Source organism: Luteimonas sp. A534, assembly GCF_054072805.1.
Window position 1 is genome coordinate 479,542 of the sequence record NZ_JBSVRR010000001.1, and the last position, 21,445, is coordinate 500,986.

The following is a 21,445-nucleotide window of genomic DNA, read 5'->3' on the forward strand; positions in this document are numbered from 1 at the left end:
GCTCAGTGGACGTGGCGGGCGAGGGCGCGGCGGGTGGCGTCGCGGGCGAGCGCGTCCGCTTCCAGCAGCGTCCCGAGGGACGTGGCGGGGCGCGCCGGCAGGGCGGCCAGCGCATCTTCGACCAGCGCGGGAATGGACAGGAAGCCGATCCGGCCCTGAAGGAAGGCTGAAACCGCTTCTTCGTTGGCAGCGTTGAGCACCGCCGGCGCCGTGCCGCCGGCATCCAGCGCGCCGAAGGCCAGCGCCAGGCAGGGGAAGGCTTCGGTGTCGGGGGACTCGAAATCCAGCCGTCCCTGGGCAAGCAGGTCCAGGCCGCCGACGCCGGATTCGATGCGTCGCGGCCAGCCCAGGCCGACGGCCAGCGCCGTGCGCATGTCGGGCAGGCCAAGCTGCGCCAGCGTGGAACCGTCGATGAACTCGACCAGCGAATGCACCAGGCTCTGCGGATGCACCAGCACGTCGATGCGGTTCGAGGGCAGGCCGAACAGGTGGTGCGCCTCGATCACCTCCAGGCCCTTGTTCATCAGGGTGGCGGAATCGACCGAAATCTTCGGGCCCATCGACCACTTCGGGTGCGCAACCGCCTGGGCGGGAGTCACCGAGGCCAGGGATTCGCGGCTGCGCCCGCGGAAGGGGCCGCCCGAGGCGGTGAGCACCAGCCGGCGCACGTCGCTGCAGGAACCATCGGCGGGCAGGCACTGGAAGATCGCGTTGTGCTCGCTGTCGATGGGGATGATCCGGGCACCGTGGTCGCGCGCGGCGGCCATCACCAGCTCGCCGGCCAGCACCAGGGATTCCTTGTTGGCGAGCAGCAGGTGCTTGCCCGCGCGTGCGGCGGCCAGCGTCGAATCCAGGCCCGCCGCGCCGACGATGGCCGCGACCACGGTGTCGGTGCCGGCGTCGCCTGCGAGTGCCGTGACGGCGTCGGAGCCGGCATGCGCGCGCGTCGGAAGGCCGGCGTCGCGCAGCCCGTCGCGGAGGGCAGGCCATGCGGCTTCGTCGGCGATCGCGGCATCGTCGGGGCGGTGGCGCCGGCAGGCATCCAGCAGTGCGTGGACGTTGCTGCCGGCAGCGAGCACGGCGGCGCGCATCTCGGCGGGATGACGGGCGATGACGTCGAGCGCCGAAGTGCCGATCGACCCCGTGGCGCCGAGGACGGCGACGCGGCGCATCAGAAGCCCAGCCAGATCTTGCCCAGGGCGAACACGGGCAGGGCGGCGAGCACGCTGTCGGCGCGGTCCATGATGCCGCCGTGGCCGGGGATGAGGTTGCCGGAATCCTTCACGCCGACGTGGCGCTTGAGCAGGCTTTCGAACAGGTCGCCGACCACGGAGAACAGCACCGCGAGCAGGGCGACCAGGGCCACCAGCGGCAGCTGCGAGGCCGTGGCGCCGAGGATCCAGGCGCCGACGAGGGCCACCAGCACGCCCAGCACGGCGCCACCGACAAGGCCGGCGACGGTCTTGTTGGGGCTGATCCGCGGCGCGAGCTTGCGCTTGCCGAAGGCGCGGCCGGCGAAGTAGGCGCCGGTATCGGTCGCCCAGACGATCAGCAGCGCCAGCAGCAGCCAGCCGGGACCATCGTTGTGGAGCAGCGCCAGCGCGCACCAGGCCGGGACCACGGCGAAGGTGCCGGCCGCCAGCTTGAACACGCGCGCGTTGGTGTCGTGGTCCGACGCGAAGTCGTAATGCACCAGCCACAGCATGGCCAGCAGCCACCAGACCACGCCCAGCACCACCGCGAGCTTGAACAGCACCAGGGTGGCCGCCGTGCCGCCGGTGCCCCAGACCAGGGCCACCATCAGCATCAGGTTGAGCACCAGCAGCGCGCTGCGCGCCAGCGAATCCTCGACCTCGGCCAGCGCGAACCACTCCCACAGCGCGCCGAGGAACAGAATCGCGACTACCAGCATCAGCCAGGGCGTGGGCAGCAGCAGGACGGCGGCGATGGCCGCGGGGGCCATGCAAAGGGCGGCAAGGATGCGGATGCGAGTCATGGCGCCATGGTATCCGTGGAGGACGCCGGGGCGACCTGCTCACCGGTGAGGCCGAAGCGGCGTTCACGGGCGGCAAAGTCGTCCAGCGCCTGCTGAAGGGTGGCCGCGTCCAGGTCCGGCCAGAGGCGTTCGGTGAACCAGAGCTCGGTGTAGGCGAGCTGCCAGAGCAGGAAGTTGCTGATCCGGAGGTCGCCCCCGGTACGGATGAACAGGTCGGGCGGGGGCAGGTCGCCCAGTGCGACACGGCGCGCGATCGCGGCTTCGTCGATGTCCGCGGGATCCAGGCGGCCCTCGGCGACTTCAACCGCAAGCGCGCGCGCCGCGGCGGCGATGTCCTGGCGGCCGCCATAGCTGGCCGCGATCGACAGCGCCAGGCGGGCATTGGCGGCGGTGAGGCGTTCGGCGGCATCCATGCGCGCGGTGATCGCGGCGTCGAAGCGGCTGCGGTCACCGATGAAACGCACGCGCACGCCGCGGCGGTGGAGTTCACCGACCTCGCGGTCGAGGGCGTTCAGGAACAGCTTCATCAGCGCGCCCACCTCGTCGGCGGGGCGGCCCCAGTTCTCGCTGGAGAACGCGAACAGGGTCAGCGCGCCGATGCCGCGCTCGAGGCAGAAGTCGATGCACAGGTTCACCGCGCGCGCGCCGGCGCGATGGCCGATCACGCGCGGCCTGCGGCGACGCGCGGCCCAGCGTCCATTGCCATCCATGATGATGGCGACGTGGCGTGGGATGCTCGAAGTGGCGGACGGGGCGTTCATGCCGACGCCATCAGACCGCCATCAGCTCCTGCTCCTTGGCCTTGACCACCTCGTCGACGTCCTTGATGGCATCGTCGGTGAGCTTCTGCACCTCGCCTTCGAAGCGGCGCTCGTCGTCCTCGCTGATCGCCTTGTCCTTCAGCAGATCCTTGGCCTGCTGGTTGGCGTCGCGGCGGATGTTCCGGATCGCGACCTTCGCCGACTCGCCTTCGGAATGGACCAGCTTGCTCAGCTCGCGGCGGCGCTCTTCGGTGAGCGACGGCAGGTTGATGCGGATGGTGGTGCCCGAGGTGTTGGGCGTCAGGCCGAGGTCGGAGGCGAGGATCGCCTTCTCGACCGCGGCGACCATGGGCTTTTCCCATGGCGTGATGGTAAGCGTGCGCGCATCGCTGACGGTCACCGATGCCACCTGGGTCAGGGGCATGTCGGAGCCGTAGTAGTTGACCTTGAGGTGGTCGACCAGCGCGGTGGATGCGCGGCCGGTCCGGACCTTGGTCAGGTCGTGGCGCAGCGACTCCACGCTCTTGGCCATGCGTGCCTGCGTGTCCTTCTTGATCTCGTTGAGCATCGGCTGCCGGTTCCTGTTCGCAATCGCCGGATTATAGGCGAAGCCGGCCCGCGGCGAGGCGTCCCCGGACCGCTAGTCGTGCGCGTGGCCGCTGCAGGCGTCGCTGCCGCGCTCCACCTGCAGCGTGGCGTGGTTGATGCCGAACTTCGCCTGCAGGGCTTCACCGGTGGCATGCATGAAGGCGTCGTCGTCATCGCCACCAGGCCGCACCAGGTGGGCCGTCATCGCCACGTTGCCGGCCCCCAGCGACCAGATGTGCAGGTGGTGGACCGAGGCCACGCCCGGCTGTCCGGCGATGAAGTCGCGGACCTCGGCGGTATCGATGCCCGGAGGCACCGCATCCATCGCCGCGTTGAAACTGTCGCGCAGCAGGCTGGTCGCGCCCACCGCCACCACCACGCCGACCAGCAGTGCGGTCACCGGATCGAGCCAGGCCCAACCCCAGGCCAGCATGCCCGCGCCCGCCACCACCGTGGCCAGGGAAATTCCGGCGTCGGCCATCAGGTGGAGGTAGGCGCCACGGCGGTTGAGGTCGTGGGCGTGGCCGTGGCCGCCGCCGCGGACCATCAGCGCGGTCCCGAGGTTGACGGCGATCCCGATCGAGGCGACCACGATGACGGTCATGCCGGGGACCTCGGGCGGCGCGCCCATCCGCCGCAGGGCCTCCCAGGCCAGGGCGCCCGAAAGCCCGACCAGCAATACCGCGTTGGCCAGCGGCGAGAGCAGGGTGGCGCGGCGCCAGCCGTAGGTGTGGCGTTCCGTGGGCGGCCACTGCGCGATGACGGCCGCCCCCCAGGCCATCGCCAGGCCGAGCACGTCGCCGAGGTTGTGCAGGGCGTCGGACAGCAGGGCCAGCGAATTGATCATGAAACCGTAGGTCGCCTCGAGCACCGTGTACCCGAGGTTGACCAGGGTGATGATGGCGAAGGTGCGCGTGGCGTTGCCGGCGGCCGGCACGGGAGGGTGGCCGTGGCCATGGTCGTGGCTGTGATGATCGTGCTTGCCGTGGTGCGCGTGCATGTGCAGAGGCTGCCATGCGGGTCGGCCGGACACTATTGCAGTGCCTGCCCCGCCACGAAGACCCTGTGGGAGCCGCTATAGCGGCTCCAACAAGAGCGGATCGGCCAGCTCCCACAAGGGTGGCTCCCGCCATCGCCGCTATGGCGGCTCCCACAAGAGCAGTGCTGCGGCTCAGCTGCGGCCCTGGACCAGGGTGCCGATGGGTTCACCCTGCAGGATGCGCAGCAGCTGGCCGGGATGTTCCATGTCGAAGATGCGCAACGGCATGTCGCTGTCGCGGCACAGCGCGAAGGCGGCGGTGTCCATCACCTGCAGGTTGCGGCCGATGACCTCGTCGTAGGTCAGGCGTTCGAAGCGGGTGGCGTCTGGATTCTTCTTCGGGTCCGAGTCGTAGACGCCGTCGACCTTGGTGGCCTTGAGCAGCAGGTCGGCGCCGATCTCGATCGCGCGCAGGGCGGCGCCGGAGTCGGTGGTGAAGAACGGATTGCCGGTGCCGGCGGCGAAGATGGTGAGGCGGCCTTTTTCGAGATGCCGGATCGCCCTGCGACGGATGTAGTCCTCGCACACGTCGTTGATCTTGATCGCACTCATCACGCGCACTTTTGCGCCGAGCTTTTCCAGCGCGTCCTGCATCGCCAGCGCGTTGATCACCGTGGCCAGCATGCCCATCTGGTCGCCGGTGACGCGGTCCATTCCGCCCGCGGCCAGTCCCGCGCCGCGGAAGATGTTGCCGCCCCCGATCACCAGCGCGATCTCGGCGCCAGCGGCCTGCGCCTCGATGATCTCGGCGGCCAGGCGGTGGATCACCTTGGGGTCGATGCCGTAGTCCTCGTCGCCCATCAGTGCTTCGCCGGACAGCTTGAGCAGGACGCGGCGATAGGCGAGTTGCGACATGGTGGTGACTCCGGCGGAAACGCGTGGAATTCTAGCGGAAAGCGAAGGGCCGCGGATTGCTCCGCGGCCCTTCGTGTTGTTTCAGGTGGCCGCGACGGTCGTCGCGGCTACCGTCATCAGGCCAGGCCGGCCTGCTTCATCACTTCGGCGGCGTAGTCTTCCACCACCTTCTCGATGCCCTCGCCGACGGCCAGGCGCTCGAAGCGCAGGACCTCGGCGCCGGCGGCCTTCAGTACCTGCTCGACGTTCTTGTCGGTGTCGAGCACGTAGGGCTGGCCGTACAGGGTGACCTCGTTGACGATCTTGGCGATCTTGCCGCCGATGATCTTCTCGAGGATGTCGGCCGGCTTGGCCTTGTCCTTCTCGGACATCTTCGCCAGCTCGATTTCCTTTTCCTTGGCAACGAAGTCGGCCGGTACATCAGCCGCCTTGTTGTAGGGCGGGTTCATCGCCGCCACGTGCATGGCCAGGCCGCGGGCGAGATCGGCGTCGCCGCCCTTGAGCTCGATCAGCACGCCGATGCGGCCGCCGTGGACGTAGCCGGCGACGGTGTCGCCGCTTTCGATCGCGACCATGCGGCGGACCTGCACGTTCTCGCCGACCTTGGCGATCAGCGCGGCGCGCGCCTCTTCGACCGTCTGGCCACCGACGGTCGCGGCCTTCAGGGCCTCGACGTCGTCAACGGCCACCGCGGCGTTGGCCACGGTTTCGCAGAAGGCCAGGAAGTTCTCGTCCTTGGCGACGAAGTCGGTCTCGGAGTTGATCTCGACGATGGCGGCGCGGTTGCCCTGCTGGGCGAACGCGACGCGACCTTCGGCGGTGACGCGATCGGCCTTCTTGTCGGCCTTGGCCAGGCCCGACTTGCGCAGCGCCTCGGCGGCGGCGTCGATGTTGCCGCCGGCCTCGGTGAGCGCCTTCTTGCACTCCATCATGCCGGCGCCGGTGCGCTCGCGCAGTTCCTTGACCATGGAAGCGGTGATTTCCATTGCTACCTCTAGAAGATGTGGGGATGCGTGTGCCGGAGGATTACTCGGCGGCTTCGGGCTTCGCGTCGACAACGGCCTCGGGCTTCGCGTCGGCGCTGGCTTCGGCCTTGGCTTCGGCGGGCTTGGCGTCCGCGGCTTCAGGCTTGGCATCGGCCTTTTTGCGGGCCGGGCCGCGGCGCGGCTTGTCGCCGTCGGCGCCGTCGGTGAACTCTTCCTCGCGCACGGTCGCGGCGCTCGGCGCGGCGGCCTTGCCCTCGAGCACGGCGTCGGCGGCGGCGCGGGCATACAGCTGCACGGCGCGGATGGCGTCGTCGTTGCCGGGGATGGCGTAGTCGACCAGGTTGGGGTCGTAGTTGGTGTCGACCACCGCGATCACCGGGATGCCGAGCTTCTTGGCTTCCTTGATGGCGATGTCTTCATGGCCGATGTCGATCACGAACAGTGCGTCGGGCAACCGGTTCATTTCCTTGATGCCGCCCAGCGAAGCCAGCAGCTTGTCGCGCTCGCGGCGCAGGCCCAGCACTTCGTGCTTGACGAGCTTCTCGAAGCTGCCGTCGGTCTCGCCGGCTTCAAGCGTCTTCAGGCGCGACACCGAACCCTTCACGGTGCGGAAGTTGGTCAGCGTGCCGCCGAGCCAGCGCTGGGTCATGTACGGCATGCCGCAACGCTCGGCCTCTTCCTTGATCGCGTCGCGCGCGCTGCGCTTGGTGCCGACGAACAGGATCATGCCGCGCTTCTGGGCGATGCCGGAGATGAAGTTCATCGCGTCCGAGAACAGCGGGACGGTCTTTTCAAGGTTGATGATGTGGATCTTGCCGCGGGCGCCGAAGATGTACGGCGACATCTTGGGATTCCAGTAGCGCGTCTGGTGGCCGAAGTGGACGCCGGCTTCCAGCATCTGGCGCATGGTGACCTGGGACATTGATGTGACTCCTGGTGTGGAACCCGGCCGCCGGAAGGGTAGGGGCGGCTTGCCTGCGCGGGGGCAGGCGATGGATTCCGGGGTTGGGCCTCCCTGCTGCTTCCGTCTCCGAATCCGGCGTGGCGGGGCTTTCGGCCCCTGCCTTGCTGGACACCCCGGGACGGGCTGTTGCGGCAGGTGTGTATTCGACGGTGACGCCCGTCGTGGGCGGTCCTGGCCGGAATCCGGCTGGGGAACCGGCGAATTCTAGCCCGGGAGCCGCCCAGGGGCAAGGAGCGGACCAGGCGGAGCCAGGATCGGCGATAATGGCCCGATGACCATCACACCCAAAACCCAAGACCAGATCGAGAAGATGCGCGTCGCCGGCCACCTGGCCGCCGAGGTCCTGCAGATGGTGGCCCCGCACGTGGTGCCGGGCGTGACCACCGAGGAACTCGACCGCATCTGCCACGAGCACATCGTCAACGTGCAGCAGGCCACGCCGGCCAACGTCGGCTACAGGGGCTATCCCAAGGCCACCTGCATCTCGGTCAACAACGTCATCTGCCATGGCATCCCGAACGAGGCCAAGGTGCTGAAGGATGGCGACATCATCAATATCGACGTCACCGTCATCAAAGACGGCTGGCACGGCGATACCAGCCGCATGTACTTCGTCGGCACGCCGTCGGTGATGGCCAGGCGCCTGGTCGAGGTGACGCGCGAGGCGATGTTCCGCGGCATCCGCGCGGTGAAGCCGGGCGCGACCCTGGGCGATGTCGGCCATGCGATCCAGAGCTACGCCGAGGCCGAGCGCTTCAGCGTCGTGCGCGAGTACTGCGGCCACGGCATCGGGCTCGTCTACCACGAGGAGCCGCAGGTGCTGCACTACGGGCGCCCGGGCGAGGGCCTGGTCCTTGAAGAAGGCATGACCTTCACCATCGAGCCGATGATCAACGAAGGCGCGCGCCATACCCGGCTGCTGCCCGACGGCTGGACCGTGGTCACCAAGGACCGCAAGCTTTCGGCGCAGTGGGAACACATGGTCGCAGTGACCGCGGACGGCGTGGACATCCTTACGCGCCTGCCCGGCGACGACAACGACTTCTGACGTGGACGCGGCCGCGCCTTCCGACGCGCCCGGCCGCGGGGACGATGCCGGAGACGCGGCCTGGGCACAGGCCGCCCGCGACGCCCTGGCGGCGGCGGATACCGCGTTTGCCGCGCGTTTCGACGCCGGCGCCGATGCCATCCGGCTCGCGGCCGAGCGCGCGGCCGCGGTGGACGCGGCGGTCGCCGGCGCATGGGCGCGCTGCATCGAGGATGGCACCGGCCTGGCGCTGTTTGCCGTCGGCGGCTATGGCCGCGGCGAGCTCTTCCCGCAGTCCGACATCGACCTCCTGGTGCTCGCCGACGATGCGCCCGACGCCGCCGCCGGGGCCGCGCTGGCGCGGCTGTTCGCGCTGCTCTGGGATTGCGGCCTGCCGGCCAGCCATTCGGTGCGCAGCGCGGAGCAGTGCACGGAGGCCGCGGCAGAGGACCTGACCGTCATGACCGCGCTGCTCGATGCCCGGCCGATTGCGGCCGGCAAGCGCGCGGGCGCGGCGCTGGCGCGGGCGATCGCACCCGACCGGGCCTGGCCGGCGCGCGACTTCTTCGTGGCCAAGGCGCAGGAGCAGGAACGCCGCCACGCCCGCTTTGGCGACACCTCCGACAACCTGGAACCGAACCTCAAGGACGGGCCGGGCGGCCTGCGCGACCTGCAGACCCTGGGCTGGATGGCGCGCCGCGCTTTCGGCACCCACCAAATGGAGCCGCTGGTCGCGCTCGGCCACGTCGGCGCCGACGAAGCCGCCGCGCTTGACCGCGAACACCGGGCGCTGGGCCGGCTGCGCTATGGCCTGCACCTGGTGGCGGGCCGTGCGGAGGAGCGCCTGCGCTTCGACCACCAGAAGCCGCTGGCCGCGCGCCTGGGCTTCGCCGATGACGCGCGCAACCTCGGCGTCGAGCAGATGATGCAGGGCTTCTACCGCAGCGCCGCGGTGGTGCGCCGGATCGGCGACCGCCTGCAGCAGCGCTTCGAGGAGCATTTCGACGGCGCGGCCGTGCCGGAGCCGGTGGACGAACGTTTCGAACTCCGTCGCGGTTACCTCGCCGCGCGCGATCACGGCTGGCCCCATGGGGACGTCGGCGAGGTGTTCGCGCTGTTCGCGGCCTGGGCCGGGCTGGGTGAACTGCGCGGCCTGCACACGCATACCGCACGCGCGCTGGCGGAGGCCCTCGATGCGTTGCCCTCGTACAGCGCGGCCACCGAAGCGCAGCGGGCCGCGTTCCTCGGACTGCTGCGCGGGCCCTCTCCGGTGCGCGGCCTGGAGCGTATGGCTCGGCTGGGCGTGCTCGGACGCTGGATCCCGGCGTTCGCGCAGGTCTCGGGACGGATGCAGTTCGATCTGTTCCATGTCTATACCGTCGACCAGCACACGCTGGCGGTGCTGCGCAACCTCGCGTCCTTTGCCACCGGCGAGCCCGACGAGCGCTTTTCACGGGCGCACGAGGTGTGGCAGGGACTGCGCAAGCCCGAGTTGTTGCTACTGGCCGGCCTGTTCCACGACATCGCCAAGGGACGCGGTGGCGACCATTCCGAACTCGGCGCAGTGGATGCGCGCGCGTTCTGCGAGGCGCACGGACTCGGCGAGGCCGACACCGCGCTGGTGGAGTGGTTGGTGCTGCGCCACCTCTTCATGTCGGTGACCGCGCAGAAGCAGGACATCGCGGACCCGGCCGTGATCCACCGCTTCGCCAGTGAAATCGCGGACCGCGAACGCCTGGACTATCTCTACCTGCTGACCTGCGCCGACATCGCAGGCACGTCGCCCAAGCTGTGGAACGCATGGAAGGATCGCCTGCTGGCCGACCTCCGCAACGCAACCCGCCTGGCGCTGCGTCGCGGGCTCGAGCATCCGGTGGCCGCGACCGAGCGTATCGCCGAAACCCGCGACGCGGCGGCGCTTCTGCTCGCGGGGCAGGGCATCGATGCCGCCAGTGCCCGCGCGCTGCTCGACCGCTTTCCCCCGCACAGCTTCCTGCGCGCGCGTGCCGAGCAGATCGCGTGGCAGGCCGGGGCGCTGCACGAGGCCGAAGGGGGAGACCCCGCGCGCACGGTGGTCAAGGCGCGGCTGGTGGCCGCCGGCAGCCAGGCGATGGAAGTGTTCGTGCACGGCGCCGACCGCGACGGCCTGTTCGCGGCGATCGTGGTCACGCTGGACCGTCTTGGACTGGCGATCCAGCAGGCGCGCGTACTGGATGGCCCGGGCGGCATGGTGTTCGACAGCTTCCAGGTGATGCCCGACGACACCCGCGCCGACTGTGATCCGCAGGCGGTGGCGCGCAAGCTTGCCGCGGTGCTGGCCGGTCCGCTGGACCGGGTCCGCCCGGCGCAGCGCACGCAGCCGCGGCACCTGCGCCATTTCCGGATCGTCCCGGACGTGGAGTTCACGACCAGCGGCGACGGCGCGGCCACGATCCTGAGCCTGGTCAGTACCGACCGGCCGGGACTGCTGGCCGACGTCGCGCACGTGTTGCGCAGCCAGGGGTTGCGCGTGCACGACGCACGCATCGCGACCTTCGGCGCGCGCGCCGAAGACGTGTTCCGGGTGACCGGAGATGACAAACAACCGCTCGGCGAGGCGGCGTGCGCGGGCTTGCGCGACGCCTTGCTGGCAAGGATCGACGGAGAAGGACGCAGATGAGTACCGGGAAGAAGTCCGCCGCAAAGAAGGCGGCGGCGAAGAAGGTCGTGGCCTCGAAGGGGGCCGCGAAGAAGGCCCCTGGCAAGAAGGCTGTCACCGCGGAGGGCGCCGCCACGAAGGTTGCCGCGAAGAAGGTCGTCGTCAAGAAGCTTGCCGCGAAGAAGTCCGCAGCGACGAAGCTAGGCATCAGGAAGACCGCCGTGAAGAAGGTCGCTGCCACGAAGGTAGCCACCACGAAGCCCGCCGCAAAAAAGGCCGCGGCGAAGCAGATCGCGCCCGGGGCTCCGGAGGCGAAGCATTCACTGCAGGCCGGGGAGACGCTCCCGGCATCGGTCCCTTCGAACGGCCCCGACGACGAACTGGCCTTCATGATCCACAGCGCCTGGGAACGCCGCTCGATGCTGACGCCCGAAGAGATCGAAGGGTCGACGCGGATGCTGGTCGACCAGGCGATCGAGGGCCTCGAGGAAGGCCGCCTGCGCGTGGCCGAGCCCGACGGCGTCGGGGGCTGGAAGGTCAACGAATGGCTGAAGAAGGCCGTGCTGCTGTACTTCCGCGTGCAGGAGATGGAGACGGGCGAACAGTACCCGGCGCCGTACTGGGACAAGATCCCCATGCGCTTCGCCGATTTCGACGAAGCCGCGTTCCGCAAGCTGGGTGCGCGCGTGCTGCCTGGCGCGATCGCACGCCGCGGCGCCCATGTCGGCCGCGACGTGGTGCTGATGCCGTCCTTCGTCAACATCGGCGCGTACATCGGCGCCGGCACGATGGTCGACACCTGGGCCACGGTCGGGTCCTGCGCGCAGGTCGGCAAGCACTGCCACATCTCCGGTGGCGCCGGCATCGGCGGCGTGCTCGAGCCGCTGCAGGCCGCGCCGACGATCATCGAGGACCACTGCTTCATCGGCGCGCGCTCGGAGGTGGTGGAAGGCGTCATCGTCGGCCACCACAGCGTGATCGGCATGGGGGTGTTCCTGGGCCAGTCCACGCGCATCCACAACCGCATGACCGGCGAAACCAGCTATGGCGTGGTGCCGCCGGGCAGCGTGGTGGTGGCGGGTTCGCTGCCGGCCGCCGACGGCTCGCATTCGCTGTACTGCGCGGTGATCGTCAAGCAGGTCGATGCGAGGACGCGCTCCAAGACCTCGGTCAACGAGCTGCTGCGCGGGCACGCGCTCTGATGCGGGGAGGCATGCAATGACTACTACGCTTCATGGACTCGACAACTGCGACACCTGCCGCAAGGCACGCAAGTGGCTGGACCGGTTCGGCGTCGCGCACGACTTCATCGACTACCGCAAGGACACGCCGGAGCCGGGCACCTTCGCGGAGTGGGCGCGGCAGGCCGGTGGCTTCGAGGCGCTCGTCAACAAGTCGTCCACCACCTGGCGCCAGCTGCCTGACCAGCGCAAGGCCGCCGGCTCCGACGCCGAGTGGAGCCTGCTGCTGCGCGAGTACCCGCAGCTCGTGCGCCGGCCGGTGGTGGTGACCGCTGACGGCGCCATGAGCCAGGGCTTCAGTGACAACGGCTTCAAGAAGCGCTTCGGGATCGGCGGGTGAGCGAGGTGCTTGCCCTGGCCCGCGAGCTGATCGCGCGGCCATCGGTCACGCCCGACGACGCCGGCTGCCAAGCGCTGCTCGCCGCACGCCTGCGCCGCGCCGGCTTCGCCTGCGAGCACCTGCGCTTCGGCGCGGTCGACAACCTGTGGGCGACGCACGGCGAAGGCGGGCCGGTGCTGGTGCTGCTGGGCCACACCGACGTCGTGCCTCCCGGCCCGCGCGAAGCCTGGGCCAGCGACCCCTTCATCCCGGAAATCCGCGATGGCCTGCTTTACGGGCGCGGCGCGGCGGACATGAAGGGCAGCGTGGCCGCGTTCGTGGTGGCGCTGGCGCAGTTCGTGGCAGCGCATCCGGACCATCCCGGCACCGTGGCGCTGCTGCTGACCTCCGACGAGGAAGGCGACGCCATCGACGGCGTGCGCCGCGTGGCCGATGAATTCCGCCGTCGCGGGCAGCGCATCGACTGGTGCATCACCGGCGAACCCTCCTCCACGCATAAGCTGGGTGACCTGCTCCGCGTCGGTCGCCGCGGCTCGCTGTCGGCCGCGCTGACCGTGCGCGGCGTGCAGGGCCACGTGGCCTATCCGGAAAAGGCGCGCAATCCCGTGCACCAGGCCTTGCCCGCACTGGGCGAACTGACTGCGCGGCGCTGGGACGAAGGCTATGACACCTTCCCGTCGACCAGCTTCCAGGTCAGCAACATCAGCGCCGGCACCGGCGCCAGCAACGTCATTCCGGGCGGGCTGCGCGTGGACTTCAACCTGCGCTACAACCCGCACTGGGACGCGCCGCGGCTGGAAGCCGAGATCGAGGCCGTGCTCACGCGCCATGGCCTGGACTTCGAGCTGCGCTGGCACCGCAGCGGCGAACCGTTCTTCACGCCGGAGGGTCCGCTCCGCGCCGCGGCGCGCGAGGTGCTGGCCGATGTCGCCGGCACGGCGCCGGAGGAAAGCACCGGGGGCGGCACATCCGATGCCCGCTTCATCGCACCGCTGGGTGCGCAGTGCATCGAGGTCGGCCCGGTCAACGCCAGCATCCACAAGGTCGACGAACATGTGTCCGTCGCCGACCTGGACGCGCTGCCCGGTCTGTATCTCTCGCTGATCCGGCGCCTGCTCGGCGACTGAGAAGCGCGGGCGAGCCGAAAGCAGTCTCCTTCAGCGCGCCTCCAGCACCAGCGCGTACACGGCCTCGCCAGGCAGGAACGGCGAGGCGCGCCCCTGCACCCAGTCGTCGTGCCCTGCGCCCCAGAACGGCGACAGCGGATGTCCGCTCTGGCCGCCGGGCTGGTGGATGATGCCCTCGGCCTCGCGACCCGGCGCCACCACCATGCGCTGCGACGCGCCCATCGACGGCGCCTGCACGCGCGGCACGAGGCCATCCCCGGGCAGGGGGTCGGCAGCCATGCACAGCTGTCCACGCAGGAAGGACGGCAGCGCGCCCGCCAACGGGTGGCAGATGCGTGCGGTGTTGGCTTCGCCCCAGCTGCGCTCCGCCAGCGGCCCCAGTGGTGCAAGCGCGTCGCGGACGTCCACTGCCGCGTCTTCGAACAGCGCGTCCCAGGACGCAAAGCGGCGCGGCAGCAGATGCGCGGGCTGCGCGGTCACCATCGGCCAGGCCACGCCCTCGAGCTGCGACAGCGCGGGCATCACGAAGTCATCGCCCAGCGCGACCTGCGCCGGCGCAAGCAATCCCTTGGCGATGCGCTCGTTGACGGCCGCGCGCCACGCGCGTGCCAACCGATAGCCGGTGGAGTCCGTGGAGGCGTGGCCGCTCCAGTCCGCGGCGGCGCCGGCCAGGGCAAGCAGGGCAGGCGCTTGTTGTTCCCGGGCACGTTCCAGCAGGAGCGCATGCCAGCGTTCCAGCAGCACCGCACGGTCGTCGAGCTGGATGGCCAGCAGATCGCGTTCGTCGAAGCGTTCGCCAGCGCGCAGCGTGTCGCGGATCTGCGCGCCGCGGATGCCCAGCGCATAGCCGCCATCGCCAATGAGTCCGAGCGCCGCGCCGTCCACCACCCGGGCGTTCGCGGTCCAGATGCGGTCGGCGGTGGGGGAGGCGATGGTCGGGCCCTGGCGCGTGCTCATCGCCCATGGCGCGCAAGCGTCCGGACCCGTGGTGGCGACCGGCTGGACCGGATCGCAGCCTGCGCCGCGCAGCGGAACCGGGCCGAGCAACCGCCACGCGATGCGTCCGTTGGCATCGCCAACCACCAGGTTCTGGCTGGGCAGGGCCACCGTGCGCGCCATCAGCAGCGCCTGCTCGACATCAGGCGCGCGGGCAAAACCCGCCAGGCCAAGGTTGATCGCACCGGGCAGGTGTGCCGTCCATCTCAGGCTGAGCACGTGGCCATCGTCGCTGCGGTGGAGCACCGGACCCCAGTCGGATTCCTCGACCTCGAGGATGACCGGTTTGCCCCCGGCAACCTCGATGACCTCGCGATGGCGCACCAGGCGCACGCAGGCCCCGGCAGCATCGCCCCCGTCGGCACCCCCGGTGCAGGGACGCTCCAGCGCCCAGTCAAGGTAGTCGCCATAGCTGTTGGTGAAGCCCCAGGCCACGCGGCCGTTGCTGCCAACGATCACCGCCGGCAGTCCGGGCAGGGTGAAGCCGGAGACGTCCACCCGCCCGTTCGCGGCGCGCTCGTCGGCATGGCGCAGGCGCGCGCGGTACCAGATGCCCGGCGCGCGCAGGCCCAGGTGCATGTCGTTGGCGACCAGGGCCGATCCGTGCGCGGTCAGCGTGCCGGCGACCGCGAAGTTGTTGCTCCCGACCGTCTCCGGCTCGATGGCCGCAATCGCTGAGTCCAGCGCAGGTGAGGGCAGCGTGCGCAGGTCGACAAGGTCCGGTCCCGGAAGGACGGCGTCGCCGATCTCCACCCCCACCAGCGGCGCATCCCAGCTCGAGCCGGCGTGGGTGAGCAGTTCGAACAGCGCTGCCGGCAGGTGGGGGCGCGCTCTCCACAGCGCGAGTTCGCGGGCGTTGCTGCCGTCCTGGAGGTCGAAGTACATGGCCAGGCCGACCAGTACCGAATCCTCCGGTGTCCAGGGTTCTGGCGTCGTGCGCAGCAGCAGGTAGGGCCAGGGCCGCACGCGCAGCGCATCGCGTCCGGCATTCACGCCTTCGGCATAGGCATCGAGGAGCCTGCGCTGGTCGGCCGGGGCGGCCTCGACGGTCGCCCGTGCACGCGAGCGCATCCTGTGCACGCGGTGGCTGCGGTCGATGTCCACGGCCGCGGAGCCGAACAGCGCGGCCAGCTCACCCGCGGGCGAACGCCGCATCAGGTCCATTTCGAACCAGCGTTCCTGCGCGTGCACGTAGCCCAGCGCACGCATGGCGTCGGACTCGTTCGCGGCGTCGATGGTGGCCACGCCCAGCGCATCGCGGGTGACCGTGGCCTTGGTGGAGAGCCCGGCCACGTCCACGCGGCCATCGAGCAGCGGCAGGCTACCGCGGAGGGCCCACCAGGCAGCCAGGCAGGCCAGCAGCGCCAGCACCACCAGCAGCGCGGTGATGCGCAAGGTCCATCGAAGCATTGGCAACCCTACCCCCAGGGAGCCGCGCTTAGGCGGCCTTATTCGACAAGTAGCGTATCCACCTTTTGCCAGCCGCGCGGCAGCAGGCCACCGCGGCTGCCGCGGGCACCAATGTAAGCCTCCAGGTCGCGCCAGGACAGCGTCATCGTGCGCGCGCCGGACTGCACCAACAGGCTGCCGCCGTCGGGGACCGAGGCCACGGCAACCACGCGCTCGGTGCCGCGCTTGGCCTTCGGGATCTCGATGACCTTGTTGCCCTTGCCACGGTCGAGCTCGGGCAGTTCGGAGACCGGGAACGCGAGCAGGTGGCCAGCGCTGGTCACGGCAACGATGCGGTCGCTGTCCATGCTCGACACCACGGAGGGCTGCAGCACGCGCGCGCCCTCGGGCAAGGTGAGCATCGACTTGCCTGCCTTTTGCCGGCCGACCAGATTGTCGAAGCGGGTCACGAAGCCGTAGCCGGCCGAGCTCGCCAGCGCGAAGCGCGCCTCGGCATCACCCGTGGCCATCGCGACGAAGGTCGCACCGGCCCCCGGAGAGAAGCGCCCGGTAAGGGGCTCGCCGTTGCCGCGCGCCGAGGGCAGCCCGTGCGCGAGCGTTGAATAGGCGCGGCCGGTGGAGTCGAGGAAGGCCACCTGCTGCGTGCTGCGTCCGCGCACCGCGGCCAGCAGGCCATCGCCGTCGCGGTAGGACATCGTGGAGGCGTCGACGTCATGGCCCTTGGCCGCGCGCACCCAGCCCTTCTGGCTGAGCACGATGGTGACCGGCTCGGCCGCGACGAGATCGGTTTCGGCCAGCGCCTGGGCGGCGCCGCGGGCGACCAGCGGCGAGCGGCGGGCGTCGCCGAATTTCTTTGCGTCCGCCAGCAGCTCGTCCTTGACCATCTTGCGCAGCTTCGCCTTGCTGCCCAGCGTGGCGATCAGGTGGTCGCGCTCGGTGGCGAGCTCTTCCTGCTCGCCGCGGATCTTCATCTCCTCGAGCCGCGCGAGCTGGCGCAGGCGGGTCTCGAGGATGTAGTCGACCTGGTCGTCACTGAGCGCGAAGCGCGCCTGCAGCACGGCCTTCGGCTCGTCCTCGGTGCGGATGATGCGGATCACTTCGTCCAGGTTGAGGAAGGCGACCAGCAGGCCTTCGAGCAGGTGCAGGCGGCGCTCGACCTTGTCCAGCCGGTGCTGCAGGCGGCGGGTGACCGTGTCGGCGCGGAAGGTGAGCCATTCCAGTAGCAGCGTGCGCAGGTTCTTGACCTGCGGCCGGCCGTCCAGCCCGATGATGTTGAGGTTGACCCGGAAGCTCTTCTCGAGATCCGTGGTCGCGAACAGGTGGCCCATCAGCTGGTCCACGTCGATGCGGTTGGAGCGCGGGATCAGCACCACGCGCACCGGATTGGCATGGTCGGACTCGTCGCGGATGTCTTCCAGCCAGGGCAGCTTCTTGGCGCGCATCTGCGCGGCGATCTGCTCGATCACCTTCGACGGCGACACCTGGTAGGGCAGCGCATTGACGACGATGTTCTGGCCTTCCTTCTGGAAGGTGGCGCGCGCGCGCACGCTGCCGTGGCCGGTTTCGTAGATCGCGCGCAGGTCGGCGACGGACGTGATGATCTCGGCTTCGGTGGGATAGTCCGGCCCGCGCACGTGCTCGCAAAGATCCGCCACCGTGGCCTCGGGGTCGTCAAGCAAGCGCACGCAGGCGCTGACGATCTCGTTGAGGTTGTGCGGCGGCACGTCGGTGGCCATGCCCACGGCGATGCCGGTGGTGCCGTTGAGCAGCAGGTGCGGCAGGCGCGCCGGCAGCCAGGTCGGTTCCTCGAGCGTGCCGTCGAAGTTGGGCGTCCAGTCCACTGTGCCGTGGGCCAGCTCGCCCAGCAGCACCTCGGCGATCGGCGTCAGCTTCGACTCGGTGTAGCGCATGGCCGCGAAGGACTTGGGATCGTCCGGCGAGCCGAAGTTGCCCTGGCCTTCGATCAGCGGATAGCGGTAGCTGAAGGGCTGGGCCATCAGCACCAGGGCCTCGTAGCAGGCGCTGTCGCCATGCGGGTGGAACTTGCCGATCACGTCGCCGACCGTGCGCGCGGATTTCTTGGGCTTGGCCGAGGCCTGGAGCCCCAGCTCGCTCATCGCATAGACGATCCGCCGCTGCACGGGCTTGAGCCCGTCGCCGATGAAGGGCAGGGCGCGGTCGAGCACCACGTACATCGAGTAGTCGAGGTAGGCGCGCTCGGCGTACTCACGCAGGGGAATCTGTTCGAAACCGTGGAAGACGGGGCGGATCGGATCGTTCATCGGGACTGCTGTGCCATGGGAACCGATGATTCTACCGGGGCAGGGCGGTCGCCGCCCCGCCCGCGCTCAGTTGATGCCGATGCTGTACAGGCCGGTATCCTCGATGCGGCCCACGGCGGCGATCGCGTCGCGCACTTGGGGGCGTGCAAGCAGGGCGCGCCGGGCTTCGACCAGCGCAAGGCGACCGGGAAGCGGCTCCGACCGCCGCAGGTTCGCGCACCAGTCGAGCGCGTCCACGCGCTGGTCGGCATCGGCGAGCATGCTGACGAGCCAGTCGGCGGCTTCGTCGTCGCGACCGGTCCACAGCAGGGCTTCGAGATAGTGCCCCGGGCTCTCGTCGCGGTTGGCGCGGATGCGATCGAACCACACCGCGGCGTCGTCGGCCTGTCCGAGCTGGCGGTGCGCGCGCAGGCGCGTGGTGGACTGCACCATCTCACCGTAGGGGCTCATGTCCTTCACGCGGGCAACCGCGGCCAGGGCGTCCAGCGGGCGCTCCATGTCGGCCAGCAGGGTGCCCAGGTTGAGCGTCTGGCTGACGTTGGGCTCGCCGGACTCGTCCATCGCCGCGGCCTCGGTGAGGGCCGCCAGCGCCTCGTCCGTGCGGCCTTGGCGACGCAGGGCCACGGCGCGTACGTGCTGCATCCAGTGGAGATCGTCCGTGTCGTCGAAGCGGCCGGGATCGGCCAGCGCCTGGTCCGCCACCGCCAGCGCCTCGCCGGCGTGCCCGCTCCTCAGCAGCGCGTAACCGAGCTCGCGCAGCGGCGGCAGCGTCGCCGGCGAGGCCGCCGCCGTGGCGCGCACCCGCGTGATCCAGGCTTCGGATGCAAGCGCCGGGTCGAAGCGCGGGTCCTTGCGATCGAACAGTCGGTCGAAGCGGCGGTCGCTGCGCATCCAGGCGATGATCCCAGGCTCGGTGATACCGGCAAGTGCGACGCGCGCGCCTTGGGCATCGCCGCGATCGGCGCGCATCAGCGCAAGCTGGGCCCAGGCGTGGTCGACCGGAATGCCATGCGCCGTCCAGTCGGCGGCGAACAGCGCCTCGAGCAGCTCCAGGCGGGCGGGCGACCCGACGTCCAGCCCGTGGACGACAGGATTCACGGACTCGGGCGCCAGGTGCTGGACCAGTTCCGGCCAGCCGCGGGCCAGGCGCGCGAAGGCCGCTGCGGCGTCCTCATCCCGGCCCTGGTTGGCCGAGAGCTGCGCGAACACGTACCAGGCGTCCGGATCACCGTCGCTGGCGTGCACCGAGGCCTCTGCCAAGCGGTGCGCGCGCGCGGGCTCGCCGGCATCGATGGCCAGCTGCGCCGCGCGCAGCAGGATGGCGGCACGACGGGGTCCGTCCAGACGTGCGAAGTCGGCATGGGACGCCACGGCTTCGAACGCCATCGCCGAGGTCGCAGGGTCGCCGCGCGCGGCGACGGCCTCCGCTGCGTTCAGCGCACTGCGCAGCTCGCCCGTCAGCGGCGAAACGTTCTTCTCCGCAGCGGCGGCGGTCGCGATCGCCATCGCCATCGCCAGCACTGCTGCCGGCGCGACCTTCAGTACACCCATGTCCTGCTCCGTCTCCCCCAGTGACGACAGCCTAGCCGCGGCGCCGGGCCAAGGCCAAGGTCGCGGACAGGGCGGCAGGCCGACGGGTCAGCGCGTGGCGCGTCCGCACCAGGCGATCACGCGGCTGGCCTCGATCACGGCCGTGGCCTTCGCGCCTTCGAGCACCTTGAAGGTGGCTGCCCGCAGGGCGGGCCTGCCGGCCACGGCCACGGTCAGTCGCGGACCTTTGCGGGCACGAAGGGGGAGGTGGGGTCGCTGGCGGGGAAGGTTTCTTCCAGCGCCTCGTCCTGGTTCTCGCTTTCCTTGCCCTTGCGACGTTCGCGCTGGCCCGCGCTTTCTGGTGGCTGCTGCGGATCGTGGTCCTTGGGCAGGTCTTTGCGGTCGCGGCTCATGGCGTCTCTCTATAGTGGGGTGCTGGTTTCTTAGCCTTGCCTGCGTTGTCGCGGCGTGACCGGCGTCCGGGGCTGGCGGCGGCACGGCGTGCGCGGGACAGGAAGCGCCGCGCGGCGGATTCCCACTGTCGCGCACCGCTGGCGCGCGCCGCTGCGCGTTCCAGGCTGCCGTCCTGCCAGCCTTCGAACACGCAGGGATCGATGTAGGACTTGCGGCAGACCGACACCGTGTTGCCCAGCATCGCCGCCACCTCGGCGATCACCTGCTGCTGCAAACCAGCCAGGGCGCGCTCGCTGGCGTCTTCCGGCGGCGGCGTCGCGGCCAGCAGGCGGAAGGCCGCCAGCGTCGCGCCCCAGGTGCGGAAGTCCTTGGCGGTGAACGGCGCGCCCATGCGGTCCTGCAGGTAGCCGTTGACCATGCTCGAGTCCACGGGCTGCAGTTCGCCGGCGTCGTCGCGGTACTGGAACAGGCGCTGGCCCGGCAGCTGGTGCATCGACCGCAGCATCCGCGCAAGCCGCCGGTCGTCGATGCCGATGTCGTGCTGCTTGCCGCCCTTGCCGGTGAACTTCAGGCGCAGCGCGCCGCCGGAGGAGCGCGCGTGGCGGCTGCGCAGGGTGGTCAGGCCGTAGGAACCGTTGTCGCGTGCATAGGCATCGTTGCCCACGCGCAGCAGGGTCGTCGACAGGGTCAGGACCACGAGCGCCAAGACCTTGTCGCGTGGGAAGCCCGGCTGCGCGAGGTCGGTGCGCAGCCGACGCCGCAGCCGCGGCAGCGAATCGGCGAAGGCGGGGAGGCGGTCGAACTTGCCGGCATCGCGGCAGCTGCGCCAGCCGGCGTGGTAGCGGTACTGCTTGCGGCCGCGCGCATCGCGCCCGGTGGCCTGCAGGTGTCCGCGGGGCGACCGGCATATCCAGACATCTTGGTAGGCGGGCGGGATGGCGAGTGCGCGGATCCGCTCCAGCGTTGCCGCGTCGCGCACCGCGCTGCCGTCCGGATCGCGGTAGCGGAATCCGCTGCCGCAGCGCAGGCGGTGGATGCCCGGGTCGCGGTCGTTCACGTACAGCAGGCCGGCCTCGGCTGCCTCCACGGCTTCGGCCGGCTGCAGCGCGTCCTTCTGCCGGCGTCCCTTGCTGCGTGCATTGCCCATGGCGGCACGCTACGGACGGGCGGTGATCGCGCGATGAACCCCGCGTCCCCGTCGTGACCGTCCATTGGTTACTGACGTGGGGTGCTCACGCCGCCTTGCCGCGT

18 protein-coding genes are annotated in these 21,445 nt (G+C 70.2%); 5 read left to right on the top strand and 13 right to left on the bottom strand.

What is annotated here, in order from left to right:
- Window positions 1-2 precede the first annotated feature (2 nt).
- The 8 genes from ACW5F0_RS02180 to rpsB form a co-directional block, all read right to left on the bottom strand.
- Window positions 3-1,187, bottom strand: a complete 1,185-nt coding sequence (locus ACW5F0_RS02180; RefSeq protein WP_456965247.1) for a 1-deoxy-D-xylulose-5-phosphate reductoisomerase — start codon at window positions 1,185-1,187, stop codon at window positions 3-5.
- Window positions 1,172-1,996: a phosphatidate cytidylyltransferase gene (locus ACW5F0_RS02185; RefSeq protein ID WP_456964392.1), complete on the bottom strand. Its 825-nt coding sequence runs from the start codon at window positions 1,994-1,996 to the stop codon at window positions 1,172-1,174. Before ACW5F0_RS02185 ends, ACW5F0_RS02180 begins: the two co-directional genes overlap by 16 nt.
- Window positions 1,993-2,757 (bottom strand): polyprenyl diphosphate synthase, encoded by a 765-nt coding sequence (gene uppS / locus ACW5F0_RS02190; RefSeq protein ID WP_456964393.1) that lies wholly within the window; start codon window positions 2,755-2,757, stop codon window positions 1,993-1,995. The genes ACW5F0_RS02185 and uppS overlap by 4 nt, the downstream gene beginning before the upstream one ends.
- Window positions 2,758-2,767: 10 nt before the next feature.
- Window positions 2,768-3,325 (bottom strand): ribosome recycling factor, encoded by a 558-nt coding sequence (frr, locus tag ACW5F0_RS02195; RefSeq protein WP_456964394.1) that lies wholly within the window; start codon window positions 3,323-3,325, stop codon window positions 2,768-2,770.
- A gap of 72 nt (window positions 3,326-3,397) precedes the next feature.
- The gene (locus tag ACW5F0_RS02200; RefSeq protein ID WP_456964395.1) at window positions 3,398-4,345 is read right to left on the bottom strand and encodes a cation diffusion facilitator family transporter; all 948 of its coding nucleotides are present in this window, start codon (window positions 4,343-4,345) and stop codon (window positions 3,398-3,400) included.
- Between the two features lie 171 nt (window positions 4,346-4,516).
- Window positions 4,517-5,239 carry a UMP kinase gene (gene pyrH, locus ACW5F0_RS02205; RefSeq protein ID WP_456964396.1) on the bottom strand — a complete coding sequence of 241 codons (723 nt, stop codon included), beginning with the start codon at window positions 5,237-5,239 and terminating at the stop codon, window positions 4,517-4,519.
- Window positions 5,240-5,355: 116 nt separating this feature from the next.
- A complete protein-coding gene (gene tsf, locus ACW5F0_RS02210; RefSeq protein WP_456964397.1) occupies window positions 5,356-6,225 on the bottom strand; it encodes a translation elongation factor Ts in 870 nt (289 codons plus the stop codon).
- 40 nt (window positions 6,226-6,265) lie between these two features.
- Window positions 6,266-7,147 carry a 30S ribosomal protein S2 gene (rpsB, locus tag ACW5F0_RS02215; protein ID WP_456998938.1) on the bottom strand — a complete coding sequence of 294 codons (882 nt, stop codon included), beginning with the start codon at window positions 7,145-7,147 and terminating at the stop codon, window positions 6,266-6,268.
- A gap of 313 nt (window positions 7,148-7,460) precedes the next feature.
- On the opposite strand from rpsB, the gene map reads away from it, so the two are divergent.
- Genes map through dapE form a run of 5 tightly spaced genes read left to right on the top strand, consistent with a single transcriptional unit; the run spans window position 7,461 to window position 13,562 of the window.
- A complete protein-coding gene (gene map / locus ACW5F0_RS02220; RefSeq protein WP_456964399.1) occupies window positions 7,461-8,237 on the top strand; it encodes a type I methionyl aminopeptidase in 777 nt (258 codons plus the stop codon).
- Between the two features lies 1 nt (window position 8,238).
- On the top strand, window positions 8,239-10,875 hold the full coding sequence (gene glnD / locus ACW5F0_RS02225) for a [protein-PII] uridylyltransferase (protein WP_456964400.1): 2,637 nt from the start codon (window positions 8,239-8,241) through the stop codon (window positions 10,873-10,875).
- A complete protein-coding gene (gene dapD, locus ACW5F0_RS02230) occupies window positions 10,872-12,056 on the top strand; it encodes a 2,3,4,5-tetrahydropyridine-2,6-dicarboxylate N-succinyltransferase (RefSeq protein ID WP_456998939.1) in 1,185 nt (394 codons plus the stop codon). The genes glnD and dapD overlap by 4 nt, the downstream gene beginning before the upstream one ends.
- 16 nt (window positions 12,057-12,072) lie before the next feature.
- Entirely contained in the window at window positions 12,073-12,435 is a 363-nt protein-coding gene (locus ACW5F0_RS02235; protein WP_456964402.1) for a Spx/MgsR family RNA polymerase-binding regulatory protein, read from the top strand.
- The gene (gene dapE / locus ACW5F0_RS02240; protein WP_456964403.1) at window positions 12,432-13,562 is read left to right on the top strand and encodes a succinyl-diaminopimelate desuccinylase; all 1,131 of its coding nucleotides are present in this window, start codon (window positions 12,432-12,434) and stop codon (window positions 13,560-13,562) included. Before ACW5F0_RS02235 ends, dapE begins: the two co-directional genes overlap by 4 nt.
- Before the next feature lie 30 nt (window positions 13,563-13,592).
- Here the strand turns inward: dapE and ACW5F0_RS02245 are convergent, their stop codons facing one another.
- The 5 genes from ACW5F0_RS02245 to ACW5F0_RS02265 form a co-directional block, all read right to left on the bottom strand.
- Window positions 13,593-15,968, bottom strand: a complete 2,376-nt coding sequence (locus ACW5F0_RS02245) for a penicillin acylase family protein (RefSeq protein ID WP_456998940.1) — start codon at window positions 15,966-15,968, stop codon at window positions 13,593-13,595.
- A 38-nt stretch (window positions 15,969-16,006) separates the two neighbouring features.
- Entirely contained in the window at window positions 16,007-18,250 is a 2,244-nt protein-coding gene (gene parC, locus ACW5F0_RS02250; protein WP_456964405.1) for a DNA topoisomerase IV subunit A, read from the bottom strand.
- 66 nt (window positions 18,251-18,316) lie between these two features.
- A complete protein-coding gene (locus ACW5F0_RS02255; protein ID WP_456998941.1) occupies window positions 18,317-19,801 on the bottom strand; it encodes a hypothetical protein in 1,485 nt (494 codons plus the stop codon).
- A 212-nt stretch (window positions 19,802-20,013) separates the two neighbouring features.
- The gene (locus ACW5F0_RS02260; RefSeq protein ID WP_456964407.1) at window positions 20,014-20,193 is read right to left on the bottom strand and encodes a hypothetical protein; all 180 of its coding nucleotides are present in this window, start codon (window positions 20,191-20,193) and stop codon (window positions 20,014-20,016) included.
- On the bottom strand, window positions 20,190-21,341 hold the full coding sequence (locus ACW5F0_RS02265) for a DNA topoisomerase IB (protein WP_456964408.1): 1,152 nt from the start codon (window positions 21,339-21,341) through the stop codon (window positions 20,190-20,192). Before ACW5F0_RS02265 ends, ACW5F0_RS02260 begins: the two co-directional genes overlap by 4 nt.
- Between the last annotated feature and the right edge of the window lie 104 nt (window positions 21,342-21,445).